Origin of the sequence: Acinetobacter sp. C15 (assembly GCF_013420645.1) — a bacterium.
Lineage (GTDB): Bacteria > Pseudomonadota > Gammaproteobacteria > Pseudomonadales > Moraxellaceae > Acinetobacter > Acinetobacter indicus.
Window position 1 is genome coordinate 105,150 of the sequence record NZ_VOXR01000003.1, and the last position, 24,495, is coordinate 129,644.

Consider the following 24,495-nt stretch of genomic DNA (forward strand, 5'->3'; position numbering starts at 1 on the left):
AAATGTTTAAAAACTATCGACTGCTCAACATATCAAAGATCACTCTCGCAAATATGCTGGCCTTCGCCGGATCAGACAGCAACTGCATCATCTGTTCCTGATGTGCAGCACTACTGCCAAGAATGGCATCATCCATCGCTTTCGGGAAATCACCCAGCATGGCCTGTTCGCGGGTATTGTTGGCGATCTGCTTCATCACAATCTCATTCTCAGCCAGTTTGTCACGTACCGTATAGGCATAGTTCAGCATGTCTTTATCGGTTAGGTTATCAGTGATAAAGACATCATTCAGACGCTCAATGATCTGTGACAGGAACTCTTCTTTCTTATCGCGTGGCTTGGCTGCACCGAGGTCATTGCCCGGTTCCAGCTTAAAATCTTCGGCATCTTCTTTCAGCTTGATGTCTTGCTGACGGATCTTGGACAAGCGGTAATGGCTCATACTGACATTACTTAGATCTACCTCATCGTCTTTCGTTGCGGTTTCACGCAGCAATGGACGCAGGTTACGCGCATACAGACTAAGTTTTTCCAGTTCTTTGTCATCGTAGTCCACGATCTGCGACATAAACTCGTAAAAACGAGTAAAGCTTCCCAAGTCTTTTTTAAAGATTTCCAGCTTGTCTTTTTCCAGCTTGGCATCTTTAAAAGCATTGTCGGCATTGGCAATCAGCACTGCATCATTGGTTTTCTTGCAGCGTTCCAGCATATCGCGGGTAGTGTTATAGGCTTCGATGGCCTGGTTATAACGTTTCTGCCAGCGTTCAACCGCAGGTTTGCAGATATTACTGATCGCTGCATTGGATTTGTTCTTGGTAAAGAAGGCTTCGACAAACTGCTCGACTTCCGTCCACAGAAAAATCTTGGTAACTTTCAGCTTTTCAAACAGGTCAAAGATCTGATCCGGATTGGAGACATCGGCCAGTTCTGCTGTTTGGTAATAGGGCTGGAAGGCTGCCAGAATGTCTTCAGGATCATTGAAGAAATCCAATACAAAGGTGCCGGATTCCGCTTTGCCTGGATAGGTGCGGTTCAGGCGTGATAAAGTCTGTACGCACTCAACACCACCGAGTTTTTTATCCACGTACATGGCACACAGTTTCGGTTGGTCAAAGCCGGTCTGGAACTTGTTAGCCACCAGCATCACCTGATAGTCATCACTATCAAAGGCCTTGCGCATTTCCCGTCCTTTTAGCCCCGGGTTCATGTTGCGTTCATTAAAGGTCTGCCCGACTAAACCACTGCTGTCGGTATCCTTGTCATTAAACTCAACCTCACCCGAGAAAGCGACCATAGCCTGAATAGACTTGTAGCCCTGATCCGCCACGTATTTGTCAAAGGCCAACTTGTAGCGCACCGCTTCTTTACGTGAACTGGTCACCACCATGGCTTTAGCCTGTCCACCCAATAAGCCCATCACGTTATTTTTAAAATGTTCGACAATAACTTTCACTTTCTGGGAAATGTTGTGGTCATGCAGGCGTACCCATTGATTCAGCCTGATCTTGGCTTTTTTGGCATCGACCTGTTTGTCGGCTTGTTCAATTTTTTGTTTGAGCTTATACACCACTTTATAGTTGGTATAGTTTTTCAGCACATCCAGAATAAAGCCTTCTTCAATGGCTTGGCGCATGGAGTAGACATGAAAAGCTTCCGGCTTGTTCTGCTTGGAGGGCGGTAGCTCAGGATTGGGTACACGGCCAAACAGTTGCAGGGTTTTGTCTTTCGGGGTGGCGGTAAAGGCATAGTAACTGAGGTTATTACTGCCCTTACGTGCAGCCACCACCGCATCCAGAATATCTTCCGAAGACAGTTCAGCATCCTCTTCGCGCTCTTCCAGCATCAACACTTCTTTGAGTTGTCGTGCCGTAGAGCCGCTTTGTGAAGAATGCGCTTCATCGGCAATCACCGCATAGCGTCGCTGTTTCAAGTTGGTACTGTTTTCAATCGCACGCAGCACAAAGGGGAAAGTCTGGATGGTCACAATGATAATCGGCTGTGAGGTTTCCAGTGCTTTGGCCAGTTTTTCCGATTTGGAGCCATCGCCTTCTTTATTGTTGATGCGTCCGACCACGCCATCGGCATGTTCAAACTGGTAGATGGTGTCCTGTAGCTGGGCATCCAGAATGGTACGATCCGTGACCACAATCACCGAATCAAACAGTTTCTGATTGTGTTGATCGTACAGGGTCGACAGCTGATGTGCTGTCCAGGCAATCGAGTTGGACTTACCTGAACCTGCACTGTGCTGAATCAGATATTTCTGTCCAGTGCCCTCCTCTAAGGCGGCATTGATCAGTTTGGTGACCACATTCCACTGGTGGTAACGCGGGAAGATCAGCAGTTCTTTTTTGTACTTGCGGCCTTCCCAGTCTTCTTTTTCTTCAATTTGCAGATGGACAAAACGTCCAATGATATTCAGCAAATTGTCCGGTGTGAGAACTTCGTTCCACAGATAGGCCGTAGCGTACTGATTCTGGTCTTCTGGCACATCATTGCCTGCGCCACCGTCATGCGTGCCTTTATTGAATGGCAGGAAGAAAGTATCTTCTCCGGCCAGTTGGGTCGCCATATAGACTTCGTATTGACTCACGGCAAAATGTACCAATGCGCCACGCTTAAACATCAGCAAGGGTTCAGGCTTGTTGGTTTCTGGATCTTTCGGCAAGCGGGTGCGTTTGTACTGCAACATGGCATTCTGCACCGCCTGTTTAAACTCGGACTTGAGTTCCAGAGTCGCAACAGGAAAGCCGTTAATGAACAATACCAAGTCAATACGCCATTTCTTGGCCTGTTTGCCCATGTCCTGTAACTCGGCAGCGGTAGCATACGGGCTATAGACCAATTCTGGTACAATGCGGCAGATGTTCTTATTGTAGTTGGCTAAGGTATCCGGATTCAGCGCATGTTCTGGTTTAAACTGACAGAGGAAAAATCGTGCGCTGCGGGTTTTCACTCCGTGACGCAGCACACCTAAAGTGCCATAGCTACGTGACTGTTCATCAGTGGCATTGATGTCGGCTTTCTTCAGCTGGGCAACCACGGCTTCTAGAAAATGTCGTTCGGTATCTTGCGGAAAGATGCGCTGAAACTTCTGCCAGTCTTGTGCTTGGGTTTGTTGCACAAAATCTAGTACGTCCTGCTCATACAAGGCGGTTTCACGGTTGTAGCCTTGTGGCGTACCGAGTTGCCAGCCCTGAGCCAGCATCTGCTGAATGATGTCGTTCTGGAAAATACTTTCACGGGTGGCGTCTAGACTCATGCGCTTAACTCCGTGTGTGCCCCAACCGTTGGCGCTTGCCAATTGCGAACGTCGATCTTTCCTGTAACCGCAGATGAAATCAGGGCTGTACGGCGTTCTTGCATTAATTTTACACTATAGCTTGCTTTATAGATTAAATTTTCAAACAATAAACATTGATTCTCTAAATATTCAATGATTTCCTTTTGCTCTGATAAAGATGGTGCACAAATTACAGTATTTTTAATATCTTCAGCATGAATATTTTGATTTACGCCCCCATGAATATTTTGTTTCACAGAAAGTTGAAATGAATCTGATTGAAATAAAAATCTTAAATAATCAGGTTCAAATATCTTGTTCATAAATCGGAAACGGATCAAATATGAAGCATAAATTAAATTTTCATAATCTTCCGTAATTACTCCAAACGATCCTGCACCTCCAGTTCTAGCAAACACAACATCGCCTTTTTGCAACTTAAATAAATGGGTAGTATCACTTTCATTAACCATAGGACAATTACATATATTAATTTCTCCTAAATCACGTAAATCAGTAATACGTAAAAGTTTTAATCCCTCATCAACATATGATTCAGTAGTATAATAACCTTGTCGATGCTCAACTAAATACCTACGGACTGGAGCCATATTCCAATGCTCCGGCACTTCCCCTAACCACTCCACACCCGAATCTTTCATCAGGACATTCGGATCGAGTCCTTTGGTTACGGCATGACTAATCACCGCTTGGCGTTTTTCTTTAAGCAATTCAATCAGTTGTTTTTGTTTTTCAATCAGGTGATCGATTTTGGCAGTTTCGTGGTCGAGGAAGTTGGCGATCTTTTCCGCTTCAATATAAGGTATCTTGACTAATAAAGCATTTCTTATCAGTTCTTGATTAAGAATATTTGCACCATAAATATTGGTTGAAGCATTCTCGATAACAAATTTAGGCAAAGCATAATACAAATAAGACAAAGGCAGTTTTGCTGAATGTAGAAATGATGCGATTGCTTCATTGGTATACATATCACAACCAGCAAATGAAACAGTTCCAACAGATAACTTAAAGCTATACATCAGAGAGCCTTTAGGGGTGATATCCATAGATGCTTCTAAAGCGGCTTTATCAGATATCTGCTTAACCGTATTGTTAATTACCTTACCTTTTAAATCTGAAATATTAACCCAAAGATTATCTCCAATAAAATTGGAATCATTTTTAGTCGGCGGAGTCCATCCCACTTGAAATGGAGCTAAGTATTTAACTTTACTGACAATCCAATGTTCAGGAATCTCACCTAAAAAACCAACCCCTGAATCCTTATACTCTGCATAGGCCTGATACTTTGCCATTATGAATGCACCTCTTGTAGCAGCTGCATAATCTCAGCACTCACCGCATCCAGATCCGCATCAATCTCACTTAGGTCACGTGGTGGCTGGTACACGTAGAAATGACGGTTAAACGGAATTTCATACCCAACAATACCAATCTCGCCATCCTTTTCATCGCGCTTGTCAGCATTGATCCAAGCATCGGCCACGTGTGGCTGGACTTCACGTTTAAAGTAGTCTTCAATAAGCTCTGTGGTACTGACCTTTGGATTCAGTGCGATATTCTCGGCATCACGCAAATCCCCATCCTGCACAAACTCCACCACTTTGCCTTTATAACTAAACTGACCATACAGTGGGTTTTCCGCCTGTTTCAGCACCTTGTTAATCACCGGTTCCGCTTCCGGATTTTTCCAGGTAATGGCATCTAACAGTTGTTTCTTCTCTTTGGCATCCAGCTTGATGTCGGTTTGCTTGAGGGCTTTTTTCAGCACTTCATCAAACTGGTTAAAATCATCAAACTGCTCAGTACCAATCACCTCTTGTAACGCCTCGGCTTTTTCCATCAGGGCTTTCTGGAACAGCCAGATTTTGCTGTCCAGCACCTCTTTAATGTCTTTTTCTTTTAGCTCAGGGAACTCGGCTTTAATCAGGGCACGCACCTCAAGCGCCACGTCCTGCAACTGACCATAAGTTTCAGCTGTCCACACTGTACCAAAGGCTGTGCCCAATTGCGCATCGATACTTTGCATCACGGCATTAAACGGTTTCGGCGCAAAACGTAATGCAGCAATCGCGCTATCCGTGATCTGTGCCGATAAACGTAATGGACGTTCAATGGTCACGCGACGGTAACCAAATTCATGACTGTCAAAGATTTTGCTGGCAAATGGTTTTTGCTGTTCGGTTTCGCCATCCTGCGCCAAGGTGTCTACCGCGACAAAGTCACCGTAATTTTGGGTAATGGTGGCAATTTCAGCTTCAGTCAGATAGTTACGTTTTGAACCCAGCGACTTACGCATTTTGGTACTGAGGTTTGAGGCATTGATCAGTTGTACCTTGCCTTTGCGTTCAGCGGCTTTTTTATTGCTGAGTATCCAGATATAGGTGGCAATCCCGGTGTTGTAGAACATGTCGTTGGGTAGGGCAATGATTGCTTCAAGCAAGTCGGCTTCTAAAATGTAGCGACGGATCTCGCTTTCACCACTGCCTGCACTACCGGTAAATAAAGGTGAACCATTCAGGATAATCCCGATGCGGCTACCGCTCTCGCTACTGCTGGCATCACGCATCTTGCTGATCAGGTGCATCAGGAATAATAATGAACCATCGGACACACGTGGCAAGCCGGCACCGAAACGTCCATCAAAGCCTTTTTGTTCATGCTCATCCTTGATGTCCTGTTCGATTTTTTTCCAGTCCACGCCAAAGGGTGGATTCGACAGCATGTAGTCAAACTGATCCACAGCAAGCTGGTCATTCGACAGCGTGTTGCCGAGTTTAATCCGGCTCACGTCCTGGCCTTTAATCAGCATGTCGGCTTTACAGATGGCGTAGGATTCCGGATTGAGTTCCTGACCAAAAGCACGCATCACCGCATTTGGATTCAGCTCATGCAGATATTCCATGCCTGAAGACAGGAAGCCACCCGTCCCGGCTGTCGGGTCGTAAATGGTACGGATAATGCCGTCTTTAGTCAGGACGTCATCATCTTCCATAAACACCAGTGCAGTGGTCAAACGTACGATGTCACGCGGGGTAAAGTGTTCCCCAGCCGTTTCATTAGAACCTTCGGCAAAACGACGGATCAGTTCTTCAAACACCAAGCCCATGTCATGGTTGGATACGTTCTTTGGACTCAGATCCGTGGTAGCAAACTTTTGCACGACTTTATACAAAAGGTTGGCATCATCGAGTAAGCCTGCAAATTCGATGAAGTTAAAGTATTCAAATATCTCACGAGCATCTTTAGAGAAACTTTGCACATAGGTGCTTAAGTTGGCCTTGATATCACTCTGCCCCATTTTGCTGAGATCCATTGGGGAGGTGTTAAAGAAGGCTAGACCGTTGGTGGCACGCAGCAATAACTTTTCTTGAGCTTCTTCTGGCAGTTTCAGCTTGGAGACTTTTTCATGTTCTGCCAGTACCGCTGCCTTGCTTTCTTCCAGTACACACTCCAGACGACGCAACAAGGTAAATGGCAGAATGATGCGGCCATATTGCGATTGTTTGAAGTCACCACGCAGTAGGTCAGCAACCGACCAGATGAAAGAAGCGATTTGTGAAAAGTTATTGTTGGTCATAGTGGTGAATCAATTCCTGAATTCTTATCTGTGATCAGTATCTGGCGACACTTCGGTTGCTAGAGATAATACTGATAATTTTTTAACTGTTGGATAATATTATATTATTTAAAAGCAGATTGTTGATTATTCATTTATTGCATGACAGTTAAGCGACAAATTTTGTCGTCTGGTTTCAGATTTTTCTCATAGAAGGTTCATCCACCATAACGCTACAACCCTGCTTTTGAAAGCCGTGCCTATTTATAAGCCCATCTGCTAAACTAGGCTTACATTACCTTTGTTCAAGGAAATTCCGAAATGCTAAACACTCTCGAACAGAAAAAAAAATATATCCAAGCTACGCGCTTGCAGAATTATCAAGCCAGTTTAAAGCTGGAAGGCATTAACCCGTCCTCAAACACACCGGCATTAAGTAAAGCTCAGATTCTACAGAAATATAAGAAATTCTCACAGACCTCGGAATCGTGATCAGGCTTCCTTATGGATAAATATGGTGAAATGGGTGACAGCATTTACTGTTACCCCGACTCGGACGTCCTCAAAAACAAACTGAACATTCAGGATGCTAAAATTCTGCAACAAGCAGAACTGGAGTTGACTGAGTATGCCAGCACACGAATTGAGTATGCGGAGCCACCTTACGATCTCAAATACCTGCAATCCATTCACTTTCAGCTCTTTTCAGACCTGTATGCCTGGGCAGGTGAACTAAGACAAGTGGATATTGCCAAAGGCGATACCCGCTTTTGTACCTTCCCGCGTATTGAAATTGAAGCCAATAAGCTCTTCAAGCAACTTGAGCAGCAGAACTATTTTCAAGGTTTAGCCAAACCAGTACTTATCCAAAAAATCGCTGATTTTTATTGTGAACTTAATGTCATTCACCCTTTCAGAGAAGGCAATGGACGCACCCAGCGTATCTTCTTTGAACACCTACTTGCTCACTGCGGCTATGGGGTACAGTGGAGTAAAATTAACAACAAGGAAGTCTGGATTCAGGCCAATATTGATGGATTCAACTGCCGGCTAGATGGACTGATCGCTATTTTTGAAGCCTGCATTATCACTCCTGAATAACAAAAAAATAAGGAAGCCGAAGCTTCCTTTACATTAACTTATTCAACACAGGTTCCATTTGGTTCTAGAGCGTCATAGCTAAATGCAACACTATCAACTCGAGCATTTAACAATTGTTGAACTGTTGGGTTACCGTTGATTGTACTAGATACCACTACAGAAATTTCACCCTCAGCACCTGTGTTTGAGATAAAACTATATGTTGCTCCACCTTTACCACGTATGATATCAAAACAGCCTGGCTTCAGTTTATTCGCAACCGAACGAAGTGATTCATTAAACGTAAATTTAGACTTGTATACTTCAACACGATGTTTTGTTGGTTTCAATGATGTTACCGATAAAGACGATAAACCATATTCATTTGTTGATGCATGGATATCCAGACCCGCAACTTCCCAATTCATGTAACTATCTTTACCTAGTTTCTTAACAAGAGATTTATAAGTATCTTCCATATCGATTTCTTTACCATTAATAAAAACCCCATGGGTCGGATTATTGGCAAAACTTACGTTACTTGTTAGGATTAAAGAAACAATAATTAATAACTTTTTCATTTTATTTCCCAGTTTAATTAAACTTATTTTAAAGAAAAACAATACGGCAAATATTAATAGTACGAAGTTCAAATAAGGCTTTTAAGGCTTGAAGCTTGTATTTCTAATATTAAATGCAATATGCTTAATATTTACAAAGTTATAATTACCATGCACATACTTTAAAACTGTTACCTTCACCGACCCAACAAGCTTTTTGGGTTGTAGAACGTACTGCTTGCCCCCAAGTTTCAGCACCACCACGGAACTTAGGTCCCTGTACAACAGCGACATTTTTTTCCTCTATCCAAACCATTAATCCTTCAAGACCAATACTTTTTGATAAGCTAGTACCAGACAAATAAAAAGAGCCATTACCTTGTGGAGTGAATGTACATTTGCCTTTATAAATAGTTTTGCCATTTTCATCGATTTGACATTTTGCTGCTTTTCCAGCTGCAGATGCGATGGGTGATATAAATAAAAAACTACAAAATAGTGTAGACGTTAGTAACAATGTTTTTTTTGAAAAAAAGTTTTTCAAGTTTTTCCCCTTTAGATTTAAATTAAATATATTTTTGTAGTCACTACATTAACAATGTAGTGACTGATATCCCATTAAATTTGATTTTTCATTAATTTACAATGGTAATTATCCTTTAAAAATAAAAATTTCATCTTGAGTCATAGGTAAAAGAATAATACTTACCACTTATGGCAGAGAGAAAATTCTCTCTGCCATAAAATTTAATTTCATATTTCCAATTAGCCATGAATATTCTAATTCACCGCTCTTACACTTTGCTGTAACCCCTGTTGAATATCTTGTACAAACCTTTCAGGCGAAGTTTGCTGCTCCACTGCCCGGTTCTGTTCTTGTTCAGGATAGTATTCATCCAGCACATCCAACCCTTCCTCTATATCTGTTTCAAATCGCGCATTGGCAAAACCCTTCCTTGCCGTAAAGTCCAAAGCCTCCTGATAAAACCCAGCTTGTTTACTCTGTTCATCAATTTGCTTCGCCTGAATAATCGCCTCATTCAGACTAATGCCCTCCCGTAAAGTCAGATCCACGTAGTACACCGGCTGGCGATAGCTTTGTGTGGTGCTTTTGCCTCTTAAAGTCAGTTGCAAAGGCAGACAAGACAATAAGCCTCCTGACGCTGCATGGTAATAACTCAGCCGTGCAGCCAAAGTCCGAATACTGTTGAAGCCTGTGGTTCTAAAGATGAAGGTGCCAAACTCATCTGAGTCATCTAAATTCACATGTAGACGCCCATAAGGTTTGCAGTTGCCACCTTGAGCAAGAGGACATAAATCTGGCGATGGACAGGGATGTTGCTCTACGCCTTGATTGGTTAAACGCTGGCAGATTTCCCCATTACCGACACAGACTGGCCGTCCAGTCTGACGGTCAAATAAGGTGTATTCAGCGCGTAAGTTCAAATCAGGATCATTGAAGATCATTCTGACGGGGATTGAGCGCAGCTTTTGATTCGGCGTACTGGCTCGAAGCTGATCATCTAATGGATGTTTAATCCATCCCTCTTTGTTTTGGATCTGAGAAGTAATGGTGAACTGATCATCTTTTTCCGGTAGGCGTTTGCCATTCTTTTCTACTACCCGACCAATACTGATACGCCCTAGAGCTGGTGGTGTAATCGCTAAACCTTTAATCATGGAAAATATCCTTAAATTTATTTTCTTACAGATCTGCCGCTGCTATGTAAGAGACGTGTTTCAAAGACACTCAATAAATCCAATCAATAGAAATAGATTATTGCTAGCAGACCAGCCGTAGATATGTAAGAAGCATGTTTCGAAATAATTGAATCAACTAAAAATGAATAAATAACGTTGCTAGCAACAAAAGCCGCGACCGTTTGCCCTCTATTCCTAGCGAATGGAGGGCGGGGAGCGGTTTTTGCGGCTCGCTATTTGAATGGGCTGAAACAGGCTAGTCGGTATAGATGTTGAATCGACGACTGCCCTGCTTTTGAAGTGGGTAAAGCTCAATGAGTTCAGGCTGATGCTGAAGTAATGCTTTGGTATTCAGACTGATGGAATCCTTGGCTTTCTTCCAGACCACCGAGCCATGAGCAAAGGTGGCTCGTTCAGCATCTTTCATCAGCATTTGGATGTGATGCTTCAGCTGGTCAAAACGTTCCTGCTTATGCTGAATCTCTTCTTTCATTTTGATGAGTTGATCGAACATCAAATTGGCATTTTCATTTTGCGAGAGATCTTCAACGCTCAGCGGTACATGCGCTGGATAGAGTTGCAGAATGGCTTTGGCTGCGGATTCACTGGCATCGACTGATGGCGGTGTATCGTTTTCCACACATTCCCAGAAATAACGCTCTGCCTGAATGATGTGTTGAATCACTGATTCAGAACGGCTGACTTTAAAGATCTTGGTTTCATGCCCACAGATCAGGACACAGACATGTGCAGCCTGTTTGCCTGTTACCGCAAGTTGGTGTTGCACCTGACACAGCACGTATAAAGGCACACCATCTCGCCACAATTTTGCTCCATGCTCACCTGCGGTTTTACATTCCAGAATCTGCACGTCATCGCTACCCACGACCGCATAGTCCAGATTTGCCAACATAAACAATTTATCCGGATCGGGATGCTGAAGCACGGCATTGACTCGTCTCACTTTATTATTGGTATGCAAGCTGTAGTATTCCGCTACCAGTGGCTCTAACTGTTTGCCCCAATACAATGGTGCAACGCCTGAGCTGTCATCATCAACATTCTGCTGAGTTCGACCAGTTTTAATCATCCACAGTTCCAGCATCGACATGTAGGGATTCAATCCACATGCGGTTGCGGCATCACTACTGCCAATGCCTTGCTTACGCACTTCTAGCCATTCTTGGTAATCCATATTTTTAGTATTGGCTAAACGTTTGGCTGTCGCTGTTCGTTTAGCTGCGGTATTTGATTCATTCATCTCATTCGTAATTGGAAAATGAGGGCTTTGAGGTGTATTTATCGGTGCAATCTGATTCATGCTCTGATCCTTATAAATATTGAGTTCTGTAAAATTTTCGGCATAAAAAAAGCCACATCTGGAGATGTGGCAAAAGGGGGTTTTCACTGGAGAAGGATCATCTGCATGACCCTTGACCATTATTGTAATAACACTGGCTTAAATGAAAATTAAACCACCAAGCGAAGCGCCTGTTCTAGTCCACGCTGCTTTAACGCAGCACCAGTACCAAACCAGGCTGAATCGAGGCGGTGATCGGTACTCATGGCACGACGTTCATGGTCAGCAAACTCGGTGATTGAACACAGCAAACCATAGGCAGTATCTTTGGCTGAGCTGAGTTCTGCACCACGCCCCTGACCATTGAACATATCCATGACCTTATTCATGGCACGTCCATTCGGTTCAGACTTTTCTTTGGCTGGATTTGGAGTAGCGATATTGCGATAGAACTGAATGATGTTCTCCTCCTGGTCGATCACACTCATGTTGGTGTTGTTAAACACCGCATCAAAATAAGCAGCCGCTTCACCTTGGGTGACTTTACGTTGACTCAGCTGTTTCATTTCATACATGTGTTCATCCCATGCACGGACTGAAATACCCAATTGTTGTTTGACCTTGTCCGCATCAAACTTGGTACTGTGCGGGACTTTGACCACACCAGCATTGCTACTTTGTCCACGTAAGGCAATTGCTAAGGTGTTATTACACACCACACGGATATTGGTGAACTGTGCTGTGGTGGCCAACGTACCATCACAGGCTGTTGCCAATAAAATATAACCATTGCTGACATCCTTGCCCTTGAGTGCTGTGCTTTGTCCAGTACGTGCCAATGCCCAGAACTTCTTCCCGCCTTTCAGTACACCCGCGGTTTCCAATTCAAAACCGGATTGCTCGGTCAGATCCCGGTAGAACTCCAGAATCTCCATCGGCTGAACTTCCTGATAACGCTGACTGACCACAGACAAGGGTGCATGGGTATCTGAACGATACAGTACCCGCTGTTCTTCATAAGGTATGATGATGCTCTGCCCGCGTTCATTCTGTGCCATGTAGCTGACATTGGAGGACTCAATCCGCCAATCCATGCCTGCTTGCTGGGCCCAGATTTCAATCGGCTGATTTTGAGTGAGTTGATTACCTAAGCCATGCCAAGGAGTTTGACCGACATACGCCATTTGTTCGACTTGATGCGCCATATCTTTTCTCCTGAACCGGGTTAATCAAAATTGCGTTGGCAATGATGGCAGTGGAAATAACGAACGGATGCTACTGCTGGTCGAGCTGGCTGAATGAAACTATCAATCAAACCACCAACCACTGCCCCTGCAATTCCACCCATCCACGGAGAGATCGGCATCGGCAAACTTTTTGAAATGCTGGCACCAATACCGGCACAGGTCATCGAAGACAGGCTGCCCTGACTGGAGGACTGCTGGTTCACCACACGGCTGACGTTTTCGGAGTGGCAGAATGGACATGTAATATTCATAAGATATACCTCTAAAATGAAAAAGACTTACCGGCTGATAAGCCTTTGAATGTAGGAATAAACACTCATTGTTCATGTAGATGATGTATATCTATAATTTTTTGGGATCTACTGATAAGTTCGCATTCTAAAAAACGGCTTAATTCTCAAATGCTGCTCTTCCTTTTCAGGACGAACGAGATAAGTTACAGCATTAAGTAATCGATCTACTTCTTCCTCATTATCACGGTGAATTCGACCAACCCCTAAAATATTAAGTTTTTTGTATTGCTCCAATTGGTCTGGATCATGGCAATTAAAATAACAACCCTCATTACCAGTAATGCCTTTCCAATAATCACCCACCTGTTTAGCTATTCCCCATGCAGCCTGCTTCTTGTGCCCATTGAAAATTAATAACAAATGGCAATGATAGCCTTTTGTTCTGCCCTGCTCTAAAGCCCAAGCATAATCAACCAAGTGATCAAACGGCTCTACCCGTTTACCAATCCCTTTACGCAACTCCTCCATATCATCATAAAAGTCTTCCAAACCAATAGAGTCTTGTGATTTTTGTAAATAGGACAAATCAACACGTACTACCTCTGACTTAGAATAATGCTGAATTGCCTCTTGCACCTTTTCCTTAAGAGATTCCTTGTTTCTTTTCTCATCTGCCCTATGTCGCCTTAAAGCATATAAATGTCGAGATTTATAATGCATAAAATACTTTTGATATTCTTGAAAGCTTTTTGCCTGCAAATATTCGACCAACTCACTGAATGTCAGTCCTACAATATCATTCTCATTCAAGAAGTCACGCCAAGCATTTATACATCCAAAATAGCGATAATTTGGATGATTTATTTTCTTAAACTGCAAAAGTAATTTTGCGAATTCACGAAAAAATGTATCAGGTTCTTTTTTTAATTTTATCCACACCTGGGTGATATCTTCTAATTTAATCAGCAAAACTGACTCATTAACTTTTTCGTACATAATTCTTCCAGCATAATCCAATAAGACCTAAAGTCATTCAAACTAACCATGAGTTCTCTTGAAAGAACTCATTACCAAGGTAATTATTGATATCTAAGTTAATATTAATTAATAATATTAAAAACCTGTATTTTTCAAACACCCCACACAATAAAAATACCAAACAAAAATAGTATAAAACCAAATCAAACCCAGCAAATACAACACCTCCACAAAATATTAAAAAATTAAAAACAACTCAGATAAGATAAAAAAGTTATGCGTCACATAACAAATCCAAGTTACTATTAAAAACATATATAAATATACTTTAAAACTACCCAAAACCTATTTTTCCGATTTATAGCATGAGAACCTACTAATGAAAAGCAATCGAAAAAATCTTGCTAAATCACCCTAAATCAGACGGAAAAATTACTGGTAGATCATGGAATTCACCCGTAAAGTATTCTGTAAGATTTCCGTAAGATAGGTTTAAATATGAACAACAGAGCTGCCCTTGAAGACCTTAAGACATTTATTTCACCATATACAGATGAAGAACTGGTTTGGGCTTTACATGTTTTTAATAAATGGCAAGAGAGTTTTAGATCCTATGAACATAGAACAAGGGAACAAATAGATTCAGATTTAAATTCTGACATTGATTGTCTAAATAGTTTCAAGCAACTTAAAGACATTAAAAATTATATTCTTAAAATTTGTGAGAATTATCACAGCGTTGATATCGATGAATTACTAGCCGACTTGGTTAACTTTAAAAGCAAAATTAATGTATCAGGTATTGATTTTACAGAGTTTAAAAACAATAAGAGATTTTTAAATTTTGTCTGCAAATTAATGAATAAGGAGGTTAGAGAAAGAGAGTTAACAAACTTTAAGTCGCGATATATAAATTTTTTATATGTTGCTTTGACTTACCCTTCTTATTATGAAAATCCACGACGTATTGAGAGACTTATTTCCAAATTCAGTGAGATACACTCAAAATATCCATCTCACTTCAAAGATGATGAAGATAACAATTTTTATATTTGGGCAAAAAAGTATATGGATGAAAATCCAGCCTATAGAAGTAAATCTTACAGTCCAACTGAAGAATCGGAATACCGTATTGTCGTCAATTCAATTTTCGATATGCTTTATTATGAAAATGAAGAAGTCCACTATTCTTTACGTAAAAAACTTTCTAATGCTTGGTATCAAAAAAAATATAGACAATCGAATAAAGTGAGAAAACCTCATTATTACGCTCTATCTAAGAGAGCAAAAGAGGCTTTACATAAATTAGCTTTTAAAAGCAATATGACTGAGGAACAAGTTATTGAGCATTTAATTAATAAGAATTACATTGAGGAATGTGCAGATCATTCTGGAGAATCATTTTATTAAAAATAACATTAATCATTTTGACTATACTAATAATATATTTATTAGTATAGTCAAACAATTTTTTTTAAAATTTCAATGACGTTCTCATCTTGTCATAAAAATTATAAAATTCAATATAACGTGAATGTAAGGTTCTTTTTCTAATATCAAAACCATATTTCGCTATTATTTCTCTCGCCTTATTATCGTTAGGATACTTCTTTGATGATTTTTTAAGTTTTGCGTCAAATAATTCATAATACATCGGACTATCTAAATTAGTCTCCTTAGATTGAATCATAATCCAACAACCCATAAATCCAATACAGGCTGGAATATTTTTAAAAAATAAAGTTTCATGCCCTAACGCCTCACTTAGGCTGACTATATATTCCTCTACTTCTTTTTTATTATTCACATCAATATCCAAGATACTCTGAAAACCAGAATCAGCTTTAAGTTGAACTTTTTTTATTAACCGAATAGCTGAAAACATACTCTCGATTTCTTCTATCGAGCTATTTAAATCCAGCTCTATTTTCTTGTCTTTAAAATCTTTTTCAACATCAAACTGTCTTTTTAAAATATCAAACTCAATTAATAGCATTGATCTAAAAAATGAAGTTTCAATAAAATTTATATCCACTGTTGATAAGCTAGGGACATATTGTTGTGTATTTAAAATTTCTAAATCTATAAACTTTTTGTATGCTACAATCGCAACATTATAATATTCAAAATAAAGACTTTGTCTCACCAACTTATAAATCGTACCTTTATCCTGCCTTAAGCCTTCAAAATATTTAAATAGATTATTTAAATCATCCTGAAACTCATCTTCATAAAAATCATTTTCTAATACACCATTAATAATTTTATCCAAAACAAATTTAGATTTATCCAATTGCTCTTCATCAATTAAGCCTTCTATTTCAAATGGAAGATTCAACATCACCTCAAGACTGCACAACACATAGTGTTTATACAACTCTGCTGTTTTGCCATTATTACTTCTAGCTGAGTTAATACGATCGATTATTGACAATATATCCTTATTGAAAGAATTTTTGGCTTCATTAAAAGATGCAAGTGATTCTACATCCTGAATAAATAAGTAATCCATGATATTGAGTACAGCATTTTGAGTATCTGTGAGTGTGGGCATAGTGTAGAAATAAGTAATCCTTTTTTCTGCATTTTTTCAAACTTTCTCCCTCTTTACAATCCTCTCTATCAAAGCAATACAGAAAAATGTCAGGTTGTCCCTACTACATTTTTATCTTGCTTCGGTTTGTATCAGATCAAATTTAATGGAGTCATCATGGATCGCCTAAGTACAACTGATTATTTATTTTTAAAGTTCCGCTCAACTTTTATAAAATTGGAGGACATCAGAAAAGAGTATTATCCGCATTTGTGTATAGAAAAAATGCAGGAAAAAGCACGTCAACAAAGGTTTCCTTTCACATGCTTTCGTATTGATGAAAGTCAGAAAGGTGCTTTCTTTGTTGAGATACATGAACTGGCTAACGTTATGGATGAAATTTATTTAAAAAGTTATCAGAGCTTTAAAGCCTCTATACAAAAATCAATCCAATCAACAAAATGATTCATTACATGGAGGAAAAAATGTTAGAAGCTCGCTATCGTGTAAAAGATTTAGTGAATTATCCTGAACGCCCAGCAAGGGACTATATAGACCGTAGTGGTCGCAGACGTCGACTGTCTCACAAACCTGCAACTAAAGGCTTGCTAAATGTTGCAGAATCGACTTTCTGGAAGATGATTCGTCGGGGTGATTTTCCTGAACCAACGTATTTAACTGCAAGTATGCCAACTTGGACCGAAAGCCAAATCAATGCTTGGCTTGAACAAAAGGCATTGAAAGCCGCATAAATTAAATCAGCCTGTCTTATGACAGGCTTTCTTCTTATTGGATTTTATAATTAGGCTCAAGCAAAGACTCCAAGTAATCCGCCCATTCCTGCATCATCTCTTGGCGTTTATTCAGAAACTTGGTTCGGTTATAAGCTGTCCCATTGTTATCTTTCACCTTATGCGCTAATTGATGCTCGATAAAATCTACTCGCTGCTCTAGAATTTCATCCAGCATGGTACGTGCTGTCGCTCTCAATCCATGTGCCGTTTGCTGGCCGCCATAGCCTAGACGTTTTAGGGCTGAATTCACTGTATTATCAGAAATACAGGTTTTACCATCCCGACCAACAAAGATGTATTCACTATATGGATGCAGATTGATAATTGATTCGATCAACTCAAATGCCTTATCCGACAGAGGGACAATATGTAGCTGCTTAGTTTTACTGACAGTAAATTTAAAACAGCGTTCCTTGGGATAATAATACTCTTTTTTAAGCTGACGAATTTCTCCTGGTCTCTGAAAAGTTAATACAGAGATTTTTAACGCAACCTGTGTTGTTAATAAGCAGCGTGTATATAGTTTGGAGTAGTTCCAAATTTTATTCAGCATAGGAGCTAAGTCTTGTTCTTCGGTCACGGCCGCAAAATTACCACCTTGTGGTTTAGGTAAATCAATATCTTCAATTGGATTATATTGAATCAGCTTCTTTTTACGTGCCGATTTGAAAATCTGGTTTAGGTCTGATTTAAGACGTTTAGCAACAGATAAAGCTCCACGATCAATAATTCGCTTAAAAACTTTAGCCTCAAGTATTTCAAGGGTGAGTTGTGGAAAGGTTAAGTCACCAATATAAGGATAAACATCATGCTTTAAGCGACGGATTGTTTCTTCATCCTGCTTTAGTTCTAATTCACGCTTATGCAACCATTCCTCACAGACGACACGAAAGGTATTTTCAGCTTCCTTTTGTTTTTGTGATTTTGTTTCAATCCGTTCCATTGCAGGGTCAATACCTTGCTTAATCAGCTTCTTATATTCATCACGGATAGTTCGAGCATCATCCAGCGAAACCTCGGGATAAGTACCTAAAGATAGATCGTTACGTTTACCTAAAAAGGGGCGCGTATAGTTAAATATCCAGTATTTGCTACCGCTACGATCCACTCGTAAATACAAATTCCCCCCATCTGAAAGTTTGTACATCTTGTCAGGGTCTGGTTTAGCTTTTTTAACTTGTAAAGCACTGAGCTTATTGATTCCACGAGTTACCATAGTTCAGACATAAAAAAATGCAGTAAGAAATAATCTTACTGCATTTTTTACTACAATATAACTAGTGATTGGCGTAGTGCGTCAGAGCCTGTTATATCATATATTTCCAACTTTAACTTTATAAATCATAAACTTATACAGAGTTAAACAGTGTCAGAAATTTGAATTTGGCGGAAGCGGTGAGATTCGAACTCACGGAGGACTCACACCCTCGTCGGTTTTCAAGACCGGTGCATTAAACCACTCTGCCACGCTTCCAATGGCGGCTATCATATAAAGAAAATTTTAACTTGGCAAATATTTTTCCAGGTTTTCGCAACCGACTGTACAAAATAAAATCAAAATCGTTTAATTTGCTGAATTTTCAAACTTTTCATAGCGAATGTCGACAATATACCAGTGTTTTGCACCTGATGGCGTCTGCACTACTGCTTCATCATCCACACTTTTGCCCAGCAAGGCGCGCGCCATTGGCGAGTCAATTGAAATATGTTGTGGATGATGATCATAAATTTCATCAACCCCGACAATTCTTAGGGTTTTCTGCTCGCCATCATCATTTTCAATATCGACCCAAGCGCCAAAATAGACCTTGCCCTCCTGTTCAGGTGAAAAATCAATAATTCGCAGCTCTTCCAGCCGCTTGCCGAGGTAACGTACCCGACGGTCAATCTTGCGCAGCAGCTGCTTGTTATATTGGTATTATAACCCCACCATATAACATACTATTACCTCATAAATTAGTTTGACAATTGATCAATTACTGATACTTTGAATGTTAAACATCCTAAACTTCATACTAAATAGTATATGGCTTATGTTAAGAAAATTTATGTAAATTACAAAGATTGCTCCACACAAACTACTTTGGTCTTACCATGTATCTTGACTGAGAAAGGAATCATTATTTCTCATTTACGTTATTTGGCATGGTTCAATTCAAAAAGTGAAGCATGGAAAGAAAGATCTTGTTACGCGCTTAAACTTTTATTGAAATATATTAATGCTACTCCAAACCTTGATAGTGCCACAAAAGTCCTAAAAGCCTTCACTGAGGCGTTAATCACAGGCACTATACATTCTCCCAATAATACTGACCCACTTGAACTTTATTGGAGACCAAGAACAGTTCGAGATACAAATAATTTACTATTCCATATCACGCATTACACAGATTTTTTAGCTCTTCAAGATGAACATGCAACGAATAGAGTAAATTCATTTCGTAAAGCAACAAGTTATGAAGAACGTCTGAATTGGTGTGCTTATTACCATAAGCAAGCAAATGTTTTTCTAAATCACTTAACCAAGAAAGATCTTTCTCTACAAAAAGTGCGGTTAGTTGGAAGTTATAGAGAAGATTTAATTGATTTTGAATATGCTGTACGTTTCCCAGAAGATCAAATTGAAAGACTTTTATATCTAGGTTTTGAAAAGAACGGGGTAATTGATTACAAATCCCAAGCTATCACTATGTTAATGAATTATGGTGGTCTAAGAAAAAGTGAAATTTTTCATATTTACACTTCAGATATTACCTTAAACCCTAACAAGCCTAAAGAAGCCCTAGTTCGTGTGTATCATCCTGAATTAGGTACCTCTCCAGATCCTTATTTCAAAAACCGACGAGAATATTTATTAGCCAAAACCTCTTATAAACCTCGGAATAATTATCTGTTTTCTGAAAGATTGTATGCTGGATGGAAAACACCACTACTGACTTCAAAATTAGGCTACTTTGAAGTCGTTTTTAATCCTCCAGAAAAAGCTAATGAGTTTTTATTAATCTGGGCAAACTATCTCAAATATCAACGCGTAGAACCATCAAAAAGCAACCCACACCCTTTTGCATTCACAAATACGTTGGGTGAACCTGAAACCATAAAAAATTTCCAACGACTACATAAAAAGGCAGTTGAGCGAATAGGTCTCACCTGTAAAAAAAGTCTTGGTACAACTGAACATGGTCATCGACATGCCTATGGATTTCGCGCACGCCAAGCTGGTTTGAATCAAGTAGAAATCCAAAAAGCTATGCATCATAAAAGCCCAACTTCCTGTCTTGTTTATATCAAACCAACTTTAGAAGAAGTTCAAGAAAAGTTGAGAGAGATCAAATGATAAAACCTCAATCAATTCGAAAAATTGAAAATAAGCGATTTAATAAAGAGTTTTCAACATTCCCTGACCTAAACTCTCTAAAGCAATTTTGTAAAGATGAAGGCATTACAAATTCTGTTCTCTACAAACAAAAATATAGAGAGTATGGACTGCCAGCACATCCCGAAAGAATTTATGATGAGTGGATCAGTTATAAAGATTTTTTTGATATTAGTGCTTTTATTTCATACAAAGAACTAAAAAAATTAATTGAAAATAAAGATCTGAAAAATGCTAAGGAATACAAAAAATTTATTTTAAAACTTAATGATGCTAGCCTTCCGCTAGACCCACAAACTGCTTATCCAGATGAATGGGAGAATTGGTATAAATTTTTAGGAAAAACAGAACCATTCAAGCCAGATTTTATCTCACCCGACTATGTAACTTGGGCAGTTAAAATTAAAGAATTTATGACAAAAGCTCGTGGTGGAGGCACTAAAGAAACTCAACTTTGTCGTTTTGTCCGTCTTTATATTGAACAATTTGATAAAAGCAAATCACCACATGCTTTTCTCATACAAGAAAAATTCGATATAAAGCCCTTTCGAGATGTTCTTGAAAATATAGAATCTGAACCAATGAAAAGAAAACTCGTTGTTTATGTCAATGAGTTCTTAGACTACATTATTAATAATGATCTAACGATTGAGGATGAAGAAACAGGTGAGATTGTACGCGTTGATAATGCTCGCAATCCATTTTCTCTTTTACTCAGCCAACAAAATATATCATCTAGCTCAATTCGCTCAGAAACGACAAAACCATGCTTACAATATCACTTCGTAAAAAAGGCTCAAGAATGGATTATGCCTGCAAATGCCAAATGCTTTCAGGATCTAGAGCATTTACATAAGTTTGATGCGGATTGGGTGAAAGTCGGATTTAATCAGCTAGACTTATATGACCCTGATTGTGTTTATCGTATTGTAGATAATCAGGCTTACTTATGGTGTCCTACCGATTGGATCCATACCTATGCCCTCACTAAGGTTCCATTACGTGGTCGCCAAATTGCTTATAATGATTCGGGCGAAGCTGATGAATATATTGCAGATATTGATCCCCAAAATAAAGTTATTTGGCTAAAAAACAATTCTCCACTTTCAGGATTAACCAAGGAACAATCCTTTATTAAAAAAATGCCAGATGGACAAGTTGGCATGTTTACCACCACCAATAAAACAAATAATAATGGACAGGGTTATACAATTCCTTGGATGCCAGACGACTTAGTTTATTGGTTAGTCAAGTTAAGAAAATGGCAACAAAAATATAATCCAATCTCTTATCCAAGTGCTTGGCTGGATTGCCAAAGAACAAATTTGAATGAATTACAAAGAAAAGCCAAAGGCATTAACTGTTTTTTATTTAGGCGTTTCAATGATTTTGAACCAGCAACTGTAACGAATGCACTCACCCCTAGGCTTGCTGCTGCTTTATTTCATATTCAACCATCAAATTTGATGTTAGCGACTTTGGAAGGAAACCCAGCAACATTAGGTTGCTATAAATCAAAATATACGCCTCATAGTATGCGCGTTAGCCTTATTACAGCCTATGTCCTAGAAATGGGTATGCCAATAGAAATCGTGATGAAAATTGTCGGGCATAGCTCTGTCATCATGTCGATCTACTATTGTAAAGTTTCCAACCAAGAGATTAGAACACGACTAGAAGAAGGCGAGAAAATAGCACTAAAATCAGAAGCGGAATCCATCCAAAGAACAATTGAACAAAATAAAATTGAAAGCATTAAAAATCAATTAATTGGAAACAACTTAGAATTATTGCAAGCGTTATCGAATGATGTACCTGTAGGAAACTATATATTTAGAGACTATGGAATTTGTCCATTTGCAGCCTCACGCTGTGACGATGGCGGAGATTTAATTAAAAGCAGTTCATTTTATACCCCAACTCCCCAAGGTTATCTCGGAGTCCAAAATTGCATACGATGCCGACATTTTATTACTGGTCCAGCCTTTATTGGCGGATTATTAGCAATCACTAATGAAATTTTGCTACAGTCAAATGATCAATCTGAAATTTGTTCTAAACTCCAAATTCAAATAAATCAGATTAATCAAGAAATTGACAACCTAGAGAAAGAAGAATATATCGCCAATTTAAAGCAATTGAAATTTAATGGCGCTGAAAATAGAGCAAAATTAGAAACTGAATTACGTAATTTTGAATCTGAATACGAAACTGCTGCAAAAAAACTAGATATGCTCTTATGTGATATTCAAGCAGCATATAGTCATATCACCAAATGCCATAAGCTCATTAATAACAGCCCTACTATGGAGGGTGATACAAAGCTTTCCTTAATTACAGCCCCAAATGCTGAATTGGTATTAGAGATGGAAGAAGTGAGCCATTATCAACAATTACAGGAAGTTTGCGACAATGCAATGATTTATAAGTCATGTAATGCGGATCAAGCGATTTACCCTCGAACACAACTGATTGACAAGATGGCGATGTTTAATGAAATTATGCCAAATTTATTTATGTTGTCAAAAGAACAACAACTTAGTGCAGGGAATCAAATTTTTAAACTTCTAATGAGCCGTCTCAAATCGTGGGATAAGGTACAAAAAGTTATGGATGGTGAAATTAAACTCATTGAACTTCCAGAGTATGAACTGATTGAAAAATCAGAAATTGAACTTATTCTTCATAATTCACCTACTTTGATTGAGGCAAGCCATGAATCCTGAAGAGTTATTGAATAAATTAAAAGTTGGCTCATCACTTAAAGTTCAGCAATCCCTTGATGCAATCTATGAGATATGTACTGAACAACAGGAACGTGGAATTCATGACTTCTCGATCAGCACAATTGCTAAATTAGGTTGTAACCGTGGTGTTCCCAAGGCTCAAAGTATCAGAAATAAAACCGGTGAGAAATACAGAGCTCTAATTCAATGCTTTGCAGATCTGTCAACTCAAAAACCTAAGTTACGAAAACCATCGCAAAGTGAGAATGATTGGATTGAAGAAATACAAAATCCAAAACATCAATTACTCGTCCGCATCATGGCATCTGAGTTAAAAGAAGCTCAGCAAATCATTCGTGAAATCATTCCTCCAAAACAACGAATTGATATTTATGATCATAAGAGTATGTCATCGCATCAGTCTTTTAAGCTTTCTGAACAAGAAGTACGAGCGTTACAATATTTACTTTCTACAGACTTTCAAAAAAAGTGGAATTTAAAGCCAACTCATTTTGGTGAGCTTGTAGATGAATCAAATAAGCCTGTTTTTAAAGTTTCAACATTGGATGCCTTACGCAAGGCTTTGGAGTACTTGTCTTGAATCGTAAATTACTGACCGCTGAAGGCTACCAACGCTTACAAGATGAACTAAATGATTTGGTTCGTAAAGAACGCCCAGAAATTACTAAGATCGTTTCATGGGCTGCCAGTCTCGGCGATCGGTCTGAAAACGCAGATTACCACTATAACAAAAGAAAACTACGTGAAATTGACCGCAGAATTAGATACTTAACCAAACTTTTTGAGGTAGCTCATAAGGTCGAATATAGCCCTGAACAAGATGGAAAAGCTTATTTTGGAGCATGGGTTGAATTAGAAAATGACGAGGGTGAGACTATTAAGTTTCGCATTGTGGGCGATGAAGAAATTTATGGGCGTAAAGACTATATATCCCTCCAAGCTCCCATAGCAAAAGCTTGTTTAGGGAAGTCAGTAGATGATGAGATCCAAGTACATACGCCTACAGGTAAAAAAACTTGGTATATCTGTAAAATTAACTATAACCAGTAAATGGTTATAGTTAACAGAAATTTTTCAATT

General features: G+C 39.4%; 21 protein-coding genes, 1 tRNA gene and 1 pseudogene. 9 read left to right on the forward strand and 14 right to left on the reverse strand.

All coding sequences use genetic code 11. The annotated features are described in order from the left end of the window. Positions 1 to 13: 13 nt before the first annotated feature. Genes FTT63_RS02205 through FTT63_RS02215 form a run of 3 tightly spaced genes read right to left on the reverse strand, consistent with a single transcriptional unit; the run spans position 14 to position 6,887 of the window. A complete protein-coding gene (locus FTT63_RS02205) occupies positions 14 to 3,262 on the reverse strand; it encodes a type I restriction endonuclease subunit R (RefSeq protein WP_180191939.1) in 3,249 nt (1,082 codons plus the stop codon). Then, positions 3,259 to 4,602: a restriction endonuclease subunit S gene (locus FTT63_RS02210; protein ID WP_180191940.1), complete on the reverse strand. Its 1,344-nt coding sequence runs from the start codon at positions 4,600 to 4,602 to the stop codon at positions 3,259 to 3,261. Before FTT63_RS02210 ends, FTT63_RS02205 begins: the two co-directional genes overlap by 4 nt. Continuing rightward, positions 4,602 to 6,887, reverse strand: a complete 2,286-nt coding sequence (locus tag FTT63_RS02215) for a class I SAM-dependent DNA methyltransferase (protein ID WP_180191941.1) — start codon at positions 6,885 to 6,887, stop codon at positions 4,602 to 4,604. The genes FTT63_RS02210 and FTT63_RS02215 overlap by 1 nt, the downstream gene beginning before the upstream one ends. Positions 6,888 to 7,187: 300 nt before the next feature. Between FTT63_RS02215 and FTT63_RS02220 the strand changes: the two genes are divergently transcribed. Continuing rightward, complete coding sequence (locus FTT63_RS02220) at positions 7,188 to 7,358, forward strand: YhfG family protein (protein ID WP_180191942.1); 171 nt, start codon at positions 7,188 to 7,190, stop codon at positions 7,356 to 7,358. A gap of 12 nt (positions 7,359 to 7,370) precedes the next feature. Then, positions 7,371 to 7,967, forward strand: a complete 597-nt coding sequence (locus tag FTT63_RS02225; protein WP_180191943.1) for a putative adenosine monophosphate-protein transferase Fic — start codon at positions 7,371 to 7,373, stop codon at positions 7,965 to 7,967. A 38-nt stretch (positions 7,968 to 8,005) separates the two neighbouring features. On the opposite strand, the gene FTT63_RS02230 is transcribed toward FTT63_RS02225, so the two are convergent. From FTT63_RS02230 to FTT63_RS02260, 7 genes are all read right to left on the reverse strand, one after another. Then, a complete protein-coding gene (locus FTT63_RS02230) occupies positions 8,006 to 8,527 on the reverse strand; it encodes a hypothetical protein (RefSeq protein ID WP_180191944.1) in 522 nt (173 codons plus the stop codon). Positions 8,528 to 8,672: 145 nt separating this feature from the next. After that, positions 8,673 to 9,050 (reverse strand): hypothetical protein, encoded by a 378-nt coding sequence (locus tag FTT63_RS02235; protein ID WP_227554668.1) that lies wholly within the window; start codon positions 9,048 to 9,050, stop codon positions 8,673 to 8,675. Positions 9,051 to 9,286: 236 nt separating this feature from the next. Then, positions 9,287 to 10,186: a hydrolase or metal-binding protein gene (locus FTT63_RS02240; protein ID WP_180191945.1), complete on the reverse strand. Its 900-nt coding sequence runs from the start codon at positions 10,184 to 10,186 to the stop codon at positions 9,287 to 9,289. A 277-nt stretch (positions 10,187 to 10,463) separates the two neighbouring features. Continuing rightward, complete coding sequence (locus FTT63_RS02245; RefSeq protein ID WP_180191946.1) at positions 10,464 to 11,528, reverse strand: YqaJ viral recombinase family protein; 1,065 nt, start codon at positions 11,526 to 11,528, stop codon at positions 10,464 to 10,466. Positions 11,529 to 11,677: 149 nt separating this feature from the next. Then, positions 11,678 to 12,712 (reverse strand): DUF932 domain-containing protein, encoded by a 1,035-nt coding sequence (locus FTT63_RS02250; RefSeq protein ID WP_180191947.1) that lies wholly within the window; start codon positions 12,710 to 12,712, stop codon positions 11,678 to 11,680. Positions 12,713 to 12,732: 20 nt separating this feature from the next. Then, positions 12,733 to 13,005 (reverse strand): hypothetical protein, encoded by a 273-nt coding sequence (locus tag FTT63_RS02255; RefSeq protein ID WP_180191948.1) that lies wholly within the window; start codon positions 13,003 to 13,005, stop codon positions 12,733 to 12,735. 108 nt (positions 13,006 to 13,113) lie between these two features. Next, a complete protein-coding gene (locus tag FTT63_RS02260) occupies positions 13,114 to 13,983 on the reverse strand; it encodes an inovirus-type Gp2 protein (RefSeq protein WP_180191949.1) in 870 nt (289 codons plus the stop codon). A 480-nt stretch (positions 13,984 to 14,463) separates the two neighbouring features. Between FTT63_RS02260 and FTT63_RS02265 the strand changes: the two genes are divergently transcribed. Continuing rightward, entirely contained in the window at positions 14,464 to 15,375 is a 912-nt protein-coding gene (locus FTT63_RS02265) for a hypothetical protein (protein WP_180191950.1), read from the forward strand. Between the two features lie 64 nt (positions 15,376 to 15,439). Here the strand turns inward: FTT63_RS02265 and FTT63_RS02270 are convergent, their stop codons facing one another. Beyond that, a complete protein-coding gene (locus tag FTT63_RS02270; RefSeq protein WP_227554669.1) occupies positions 15,440 to 16,477 on the reverse strand; it encodes a hypothetical protein in 1,038 nt (345 codons plus the stop codon). Between the two features lie 198 nt (positions 16,478 to 16,675). Here FTT63_RS02270 and FTT63_RS02275 point away from each other — a divergent pair, with 198 nt between their 5' ends. Beyond that, positions 16,676 to 16,963, forward strand: a complete 288-nt coding sequence (locus FTT63_RS02275) for a pyocin activator PrtN family protein (protein WP_180191952.1) — start codon at positions 16,676 to 16,678, stop codon at positions 16,961 to 16,963. A gap of 20 nt (positions 16,964 to 16,983) precedes the next feature. Then, on the forward strand, positions 16,984 to 17,250 hold the full coding sequence (locus tag FTT63_RS02280; RefSeq protein ID WP_180191953.1) for an AlpA family transcriptional regulator: 267 nt from the start codon (positions 16,984 to 16,986) through the stop codon (positions 17,248 to 17,250). 34 nt (positions 17,251 to 17,284) lie between these two features. On the opposite strand, the gene FTT63_RS02285 is transcribed toward FTT63_RS02280, so the two are convergent. The 3 genes and pseudogenes from FTT63_RS02285 to FTT63_RS02295 form a co-directional block, all read right to left on the reverse strand. Then, complete coding sequence (locus FTT63_RS02285) at positions 17,285 to 18,508, reverse strand: integrase arm-type DNA-binding domain-containing protein (protein ID WP_180191954.1); 1,224 nt, start codon at positions 18,506 to 18,508, stop codon at positions 17,285 to 17,287. 168 nt (positions 18,509 to 18,676) lie between these two features. Beyond that, positions 18,677 to 18,766: transfer RNA gene (locus FTT63_RS02290), tRNA-Ser, on the reverse strand. A gap of 90 nt (positions 18,767 to 18,856) precedes the next feature. Then, positions 18,857 to 19,210, reverse strand: a pseudogene (locus tag FTT63_RS02295) (GreA/GreB family elongation factor); the annotation flags it as partial. 108 nt (positions 19,211 to 19,318) lie between these two features. Between FTT63_RS02295 and gmtY the strand changes: the two are divergent. The 4 genes from gmtY to greB are packed head-to-tail and all read left to right on the forward strand — an operon-like array spanning position 19,319 to position 24,465. After that, complete coding sequence (gene gmtY / locus FTT63_RS02300; RefSeq protein WP_180191955.1) at positions 19,319 to 20,629, forward strand: gamma-mobile-trio recombinase GmtY; 1,311 nt, start codon at positions 19,319 to 19,321, stop codon at positions 20,627 to 20,629. Next, positions 20,626 to 23,394: a VPA1269 family protein gene (locus FTT63_RS02305; RefSeq protein ID WP_180191956.1), complete on the forward strand. Its 2,769-nt coding sequence runs from the start codon at positions 20,626 to 20,628 to the stop codon at positions 23,392 to 23,394. The genes gmtY and FTT63_RS02305 overlap by 4 nt, the downstream gene beginning before the upstream one ends. Next, complete coding sequence (gene gmtX / locus FTT63_RS02310; protein WP_180191957.1) at positions 23,384 to 23,995, forward strand: gamma-mobile-trio protein GmtX; 612 nt, start codon at positions 23,384 to 23,386, stop codon at positions 23,993 to 23,995. Before FTT63_RS02305 ends, gmtX begins: the two co-directional genes overlap by 11 nt. Then, positions 23,992 to 24,465: a transcription elongation factor GreB gene (greB, locus tag FTT63_RS02315; protein WP_180191958.1), complete on the forward strand. Its 474-nt coding sequence runs from the start codon at positions 23,992 to 23,994 to the stop codon at positions 24,463 to 24,465. Before gmtX ends, greB begins: the two co-directional genes overlap by 4 nt. Positions 24,466 to 24,495: the final 30 nt, after the last annotated feature.

Bases quoted from the DNA above. Each gene is read 5' to 3' on its own strand.
- FTT63_RS02205 (WP_180191939.1), bottom strand. From the start codon at position 3,262: ATGAGTCTAGACGCCACCCGTGAAAGTATTTTCCAGAACGACATCATT.
- FTT63_RS02210 (WP_180191940.1), bottom strand. From the start codon at position 4,602: ATGGCAAAGTATCAGGCCTATGCAGAGTATAAGGATTCAGGGGTTGGT.
- FTT63_RS02215 (WP_180191941.1), bottom strand. From the start codon at position 6,887: ATGACCAACAATAACTTTTCACAAATCGCTTCTTTCATCTGGTCGGTT.
- FTT63_RS02220 (WP_180191942.1), top strand. From the start codon at position 7,188: ATGCTAAACACTCTCGAACAGAAAAAAAAATATATCCAAGCTACGCGC.
- FTT63_RS02225 (WP_180191943.1), top strand. From the start codon at position 7,371: ATGGATAAATATGGTGAAATGGGTGACAGCATTTACTGTTACCCCGAC.
- FTT63_RS02230 (WP_180191944.1), bottom strand. From the start codon at position 8,527: ATGAAAAAGTTATTAATTATTGTTTCTTTAATCCTAACAAGTAACGTA.
- FTT63_RS02240 (WP_180191945.1), bottom strand. From the start codon at position 10,186: ATGATTAAAGGTTTAGCGATTACACCACCAGCTCTAGGGCGTATCAGT.
- FTT63_RS02245 (WP_180191946.1), bottom strand. From the start codon at position 11,528: ATGAATCAGATTGCACCGATAAATACACCTCAAAGCCCTCATTTTCCA.
- FTT63_RS02250 (WP_180191947.1), bottom strand. From the start codon at position 12,712: ATGGCGCATCAAGTCGAACAAATGGCGTATGTCGGTCAAACTCCTTGG.
- FTT63_RS02255 (WP_180191948.1), bottom strand. From the start codon at position 13,005: ATGAATATTACATGTCCATTCTGCCACTCCGAAAACGTCAGCCGTGTG.
- FTT63_RS02260 (WP_180191949.1), bottom strand. From the start codon at position 13,983: ATGTACGAAAAAGTTAATGAGTCAGTTTTGCTGATTAAATTAGAAGAT.
- FTT63_RS02265 (WP_180191950.1), top strand. From the start codon at position 14,464: ATGAACAACAGAGCTGCCCTTGAAGACCTTAAGACATTTATTTCACCA.
- FTT63_RS02270 (WP_227554669.1), bottom strand. From the start codon at position 16,477: ATGGATTACTTATTTATTCAGGATGTAGAATCACTTGCATCTTTTAAT.
- FTT63_RS02275 (WP_180191952.1), top strand. From the start codon at position 16,676: ATGGATCGCCTAAGTACAACTGATTATTTATTTTTAAAGTTCCGCTCA.
- FTT63_RS02280 (WP_180191953.1), top strand. From the start codon at position 16,984: ATGTTAGAAGCTCGCTATCGTGTAAAAGATTTAGTGAATTATCCTGAA.
- FTT63_RS02285 (WP_180191954.1), bottom strand. From the start codon at position 18,508: ATGGTAACTCGTGGAATCAATAAGCTCAGTGCTTTACAAGTTAAAAAA.
- gmtY (WP_180191955.1), top strand. From the start codon at position 19,319: ATGGCTTATGTTAAGAAAATTTATGTAAATTACAAAGATTGCTCCACA.
- FTT63_RS02305 (WP_180191956.1), top strand. From the start codon at position 20,626: ATGATAAAACCTCAATCAATTCGAAAAATTGAAAATAAGCGATTTAAT.
- gmtX (WP_180191957.1), top strand. From the start codon at position 23,384: ATGAATCCTGAAGAGTTATTGAATAAATTAAAAGTTGGCTCATCACTT.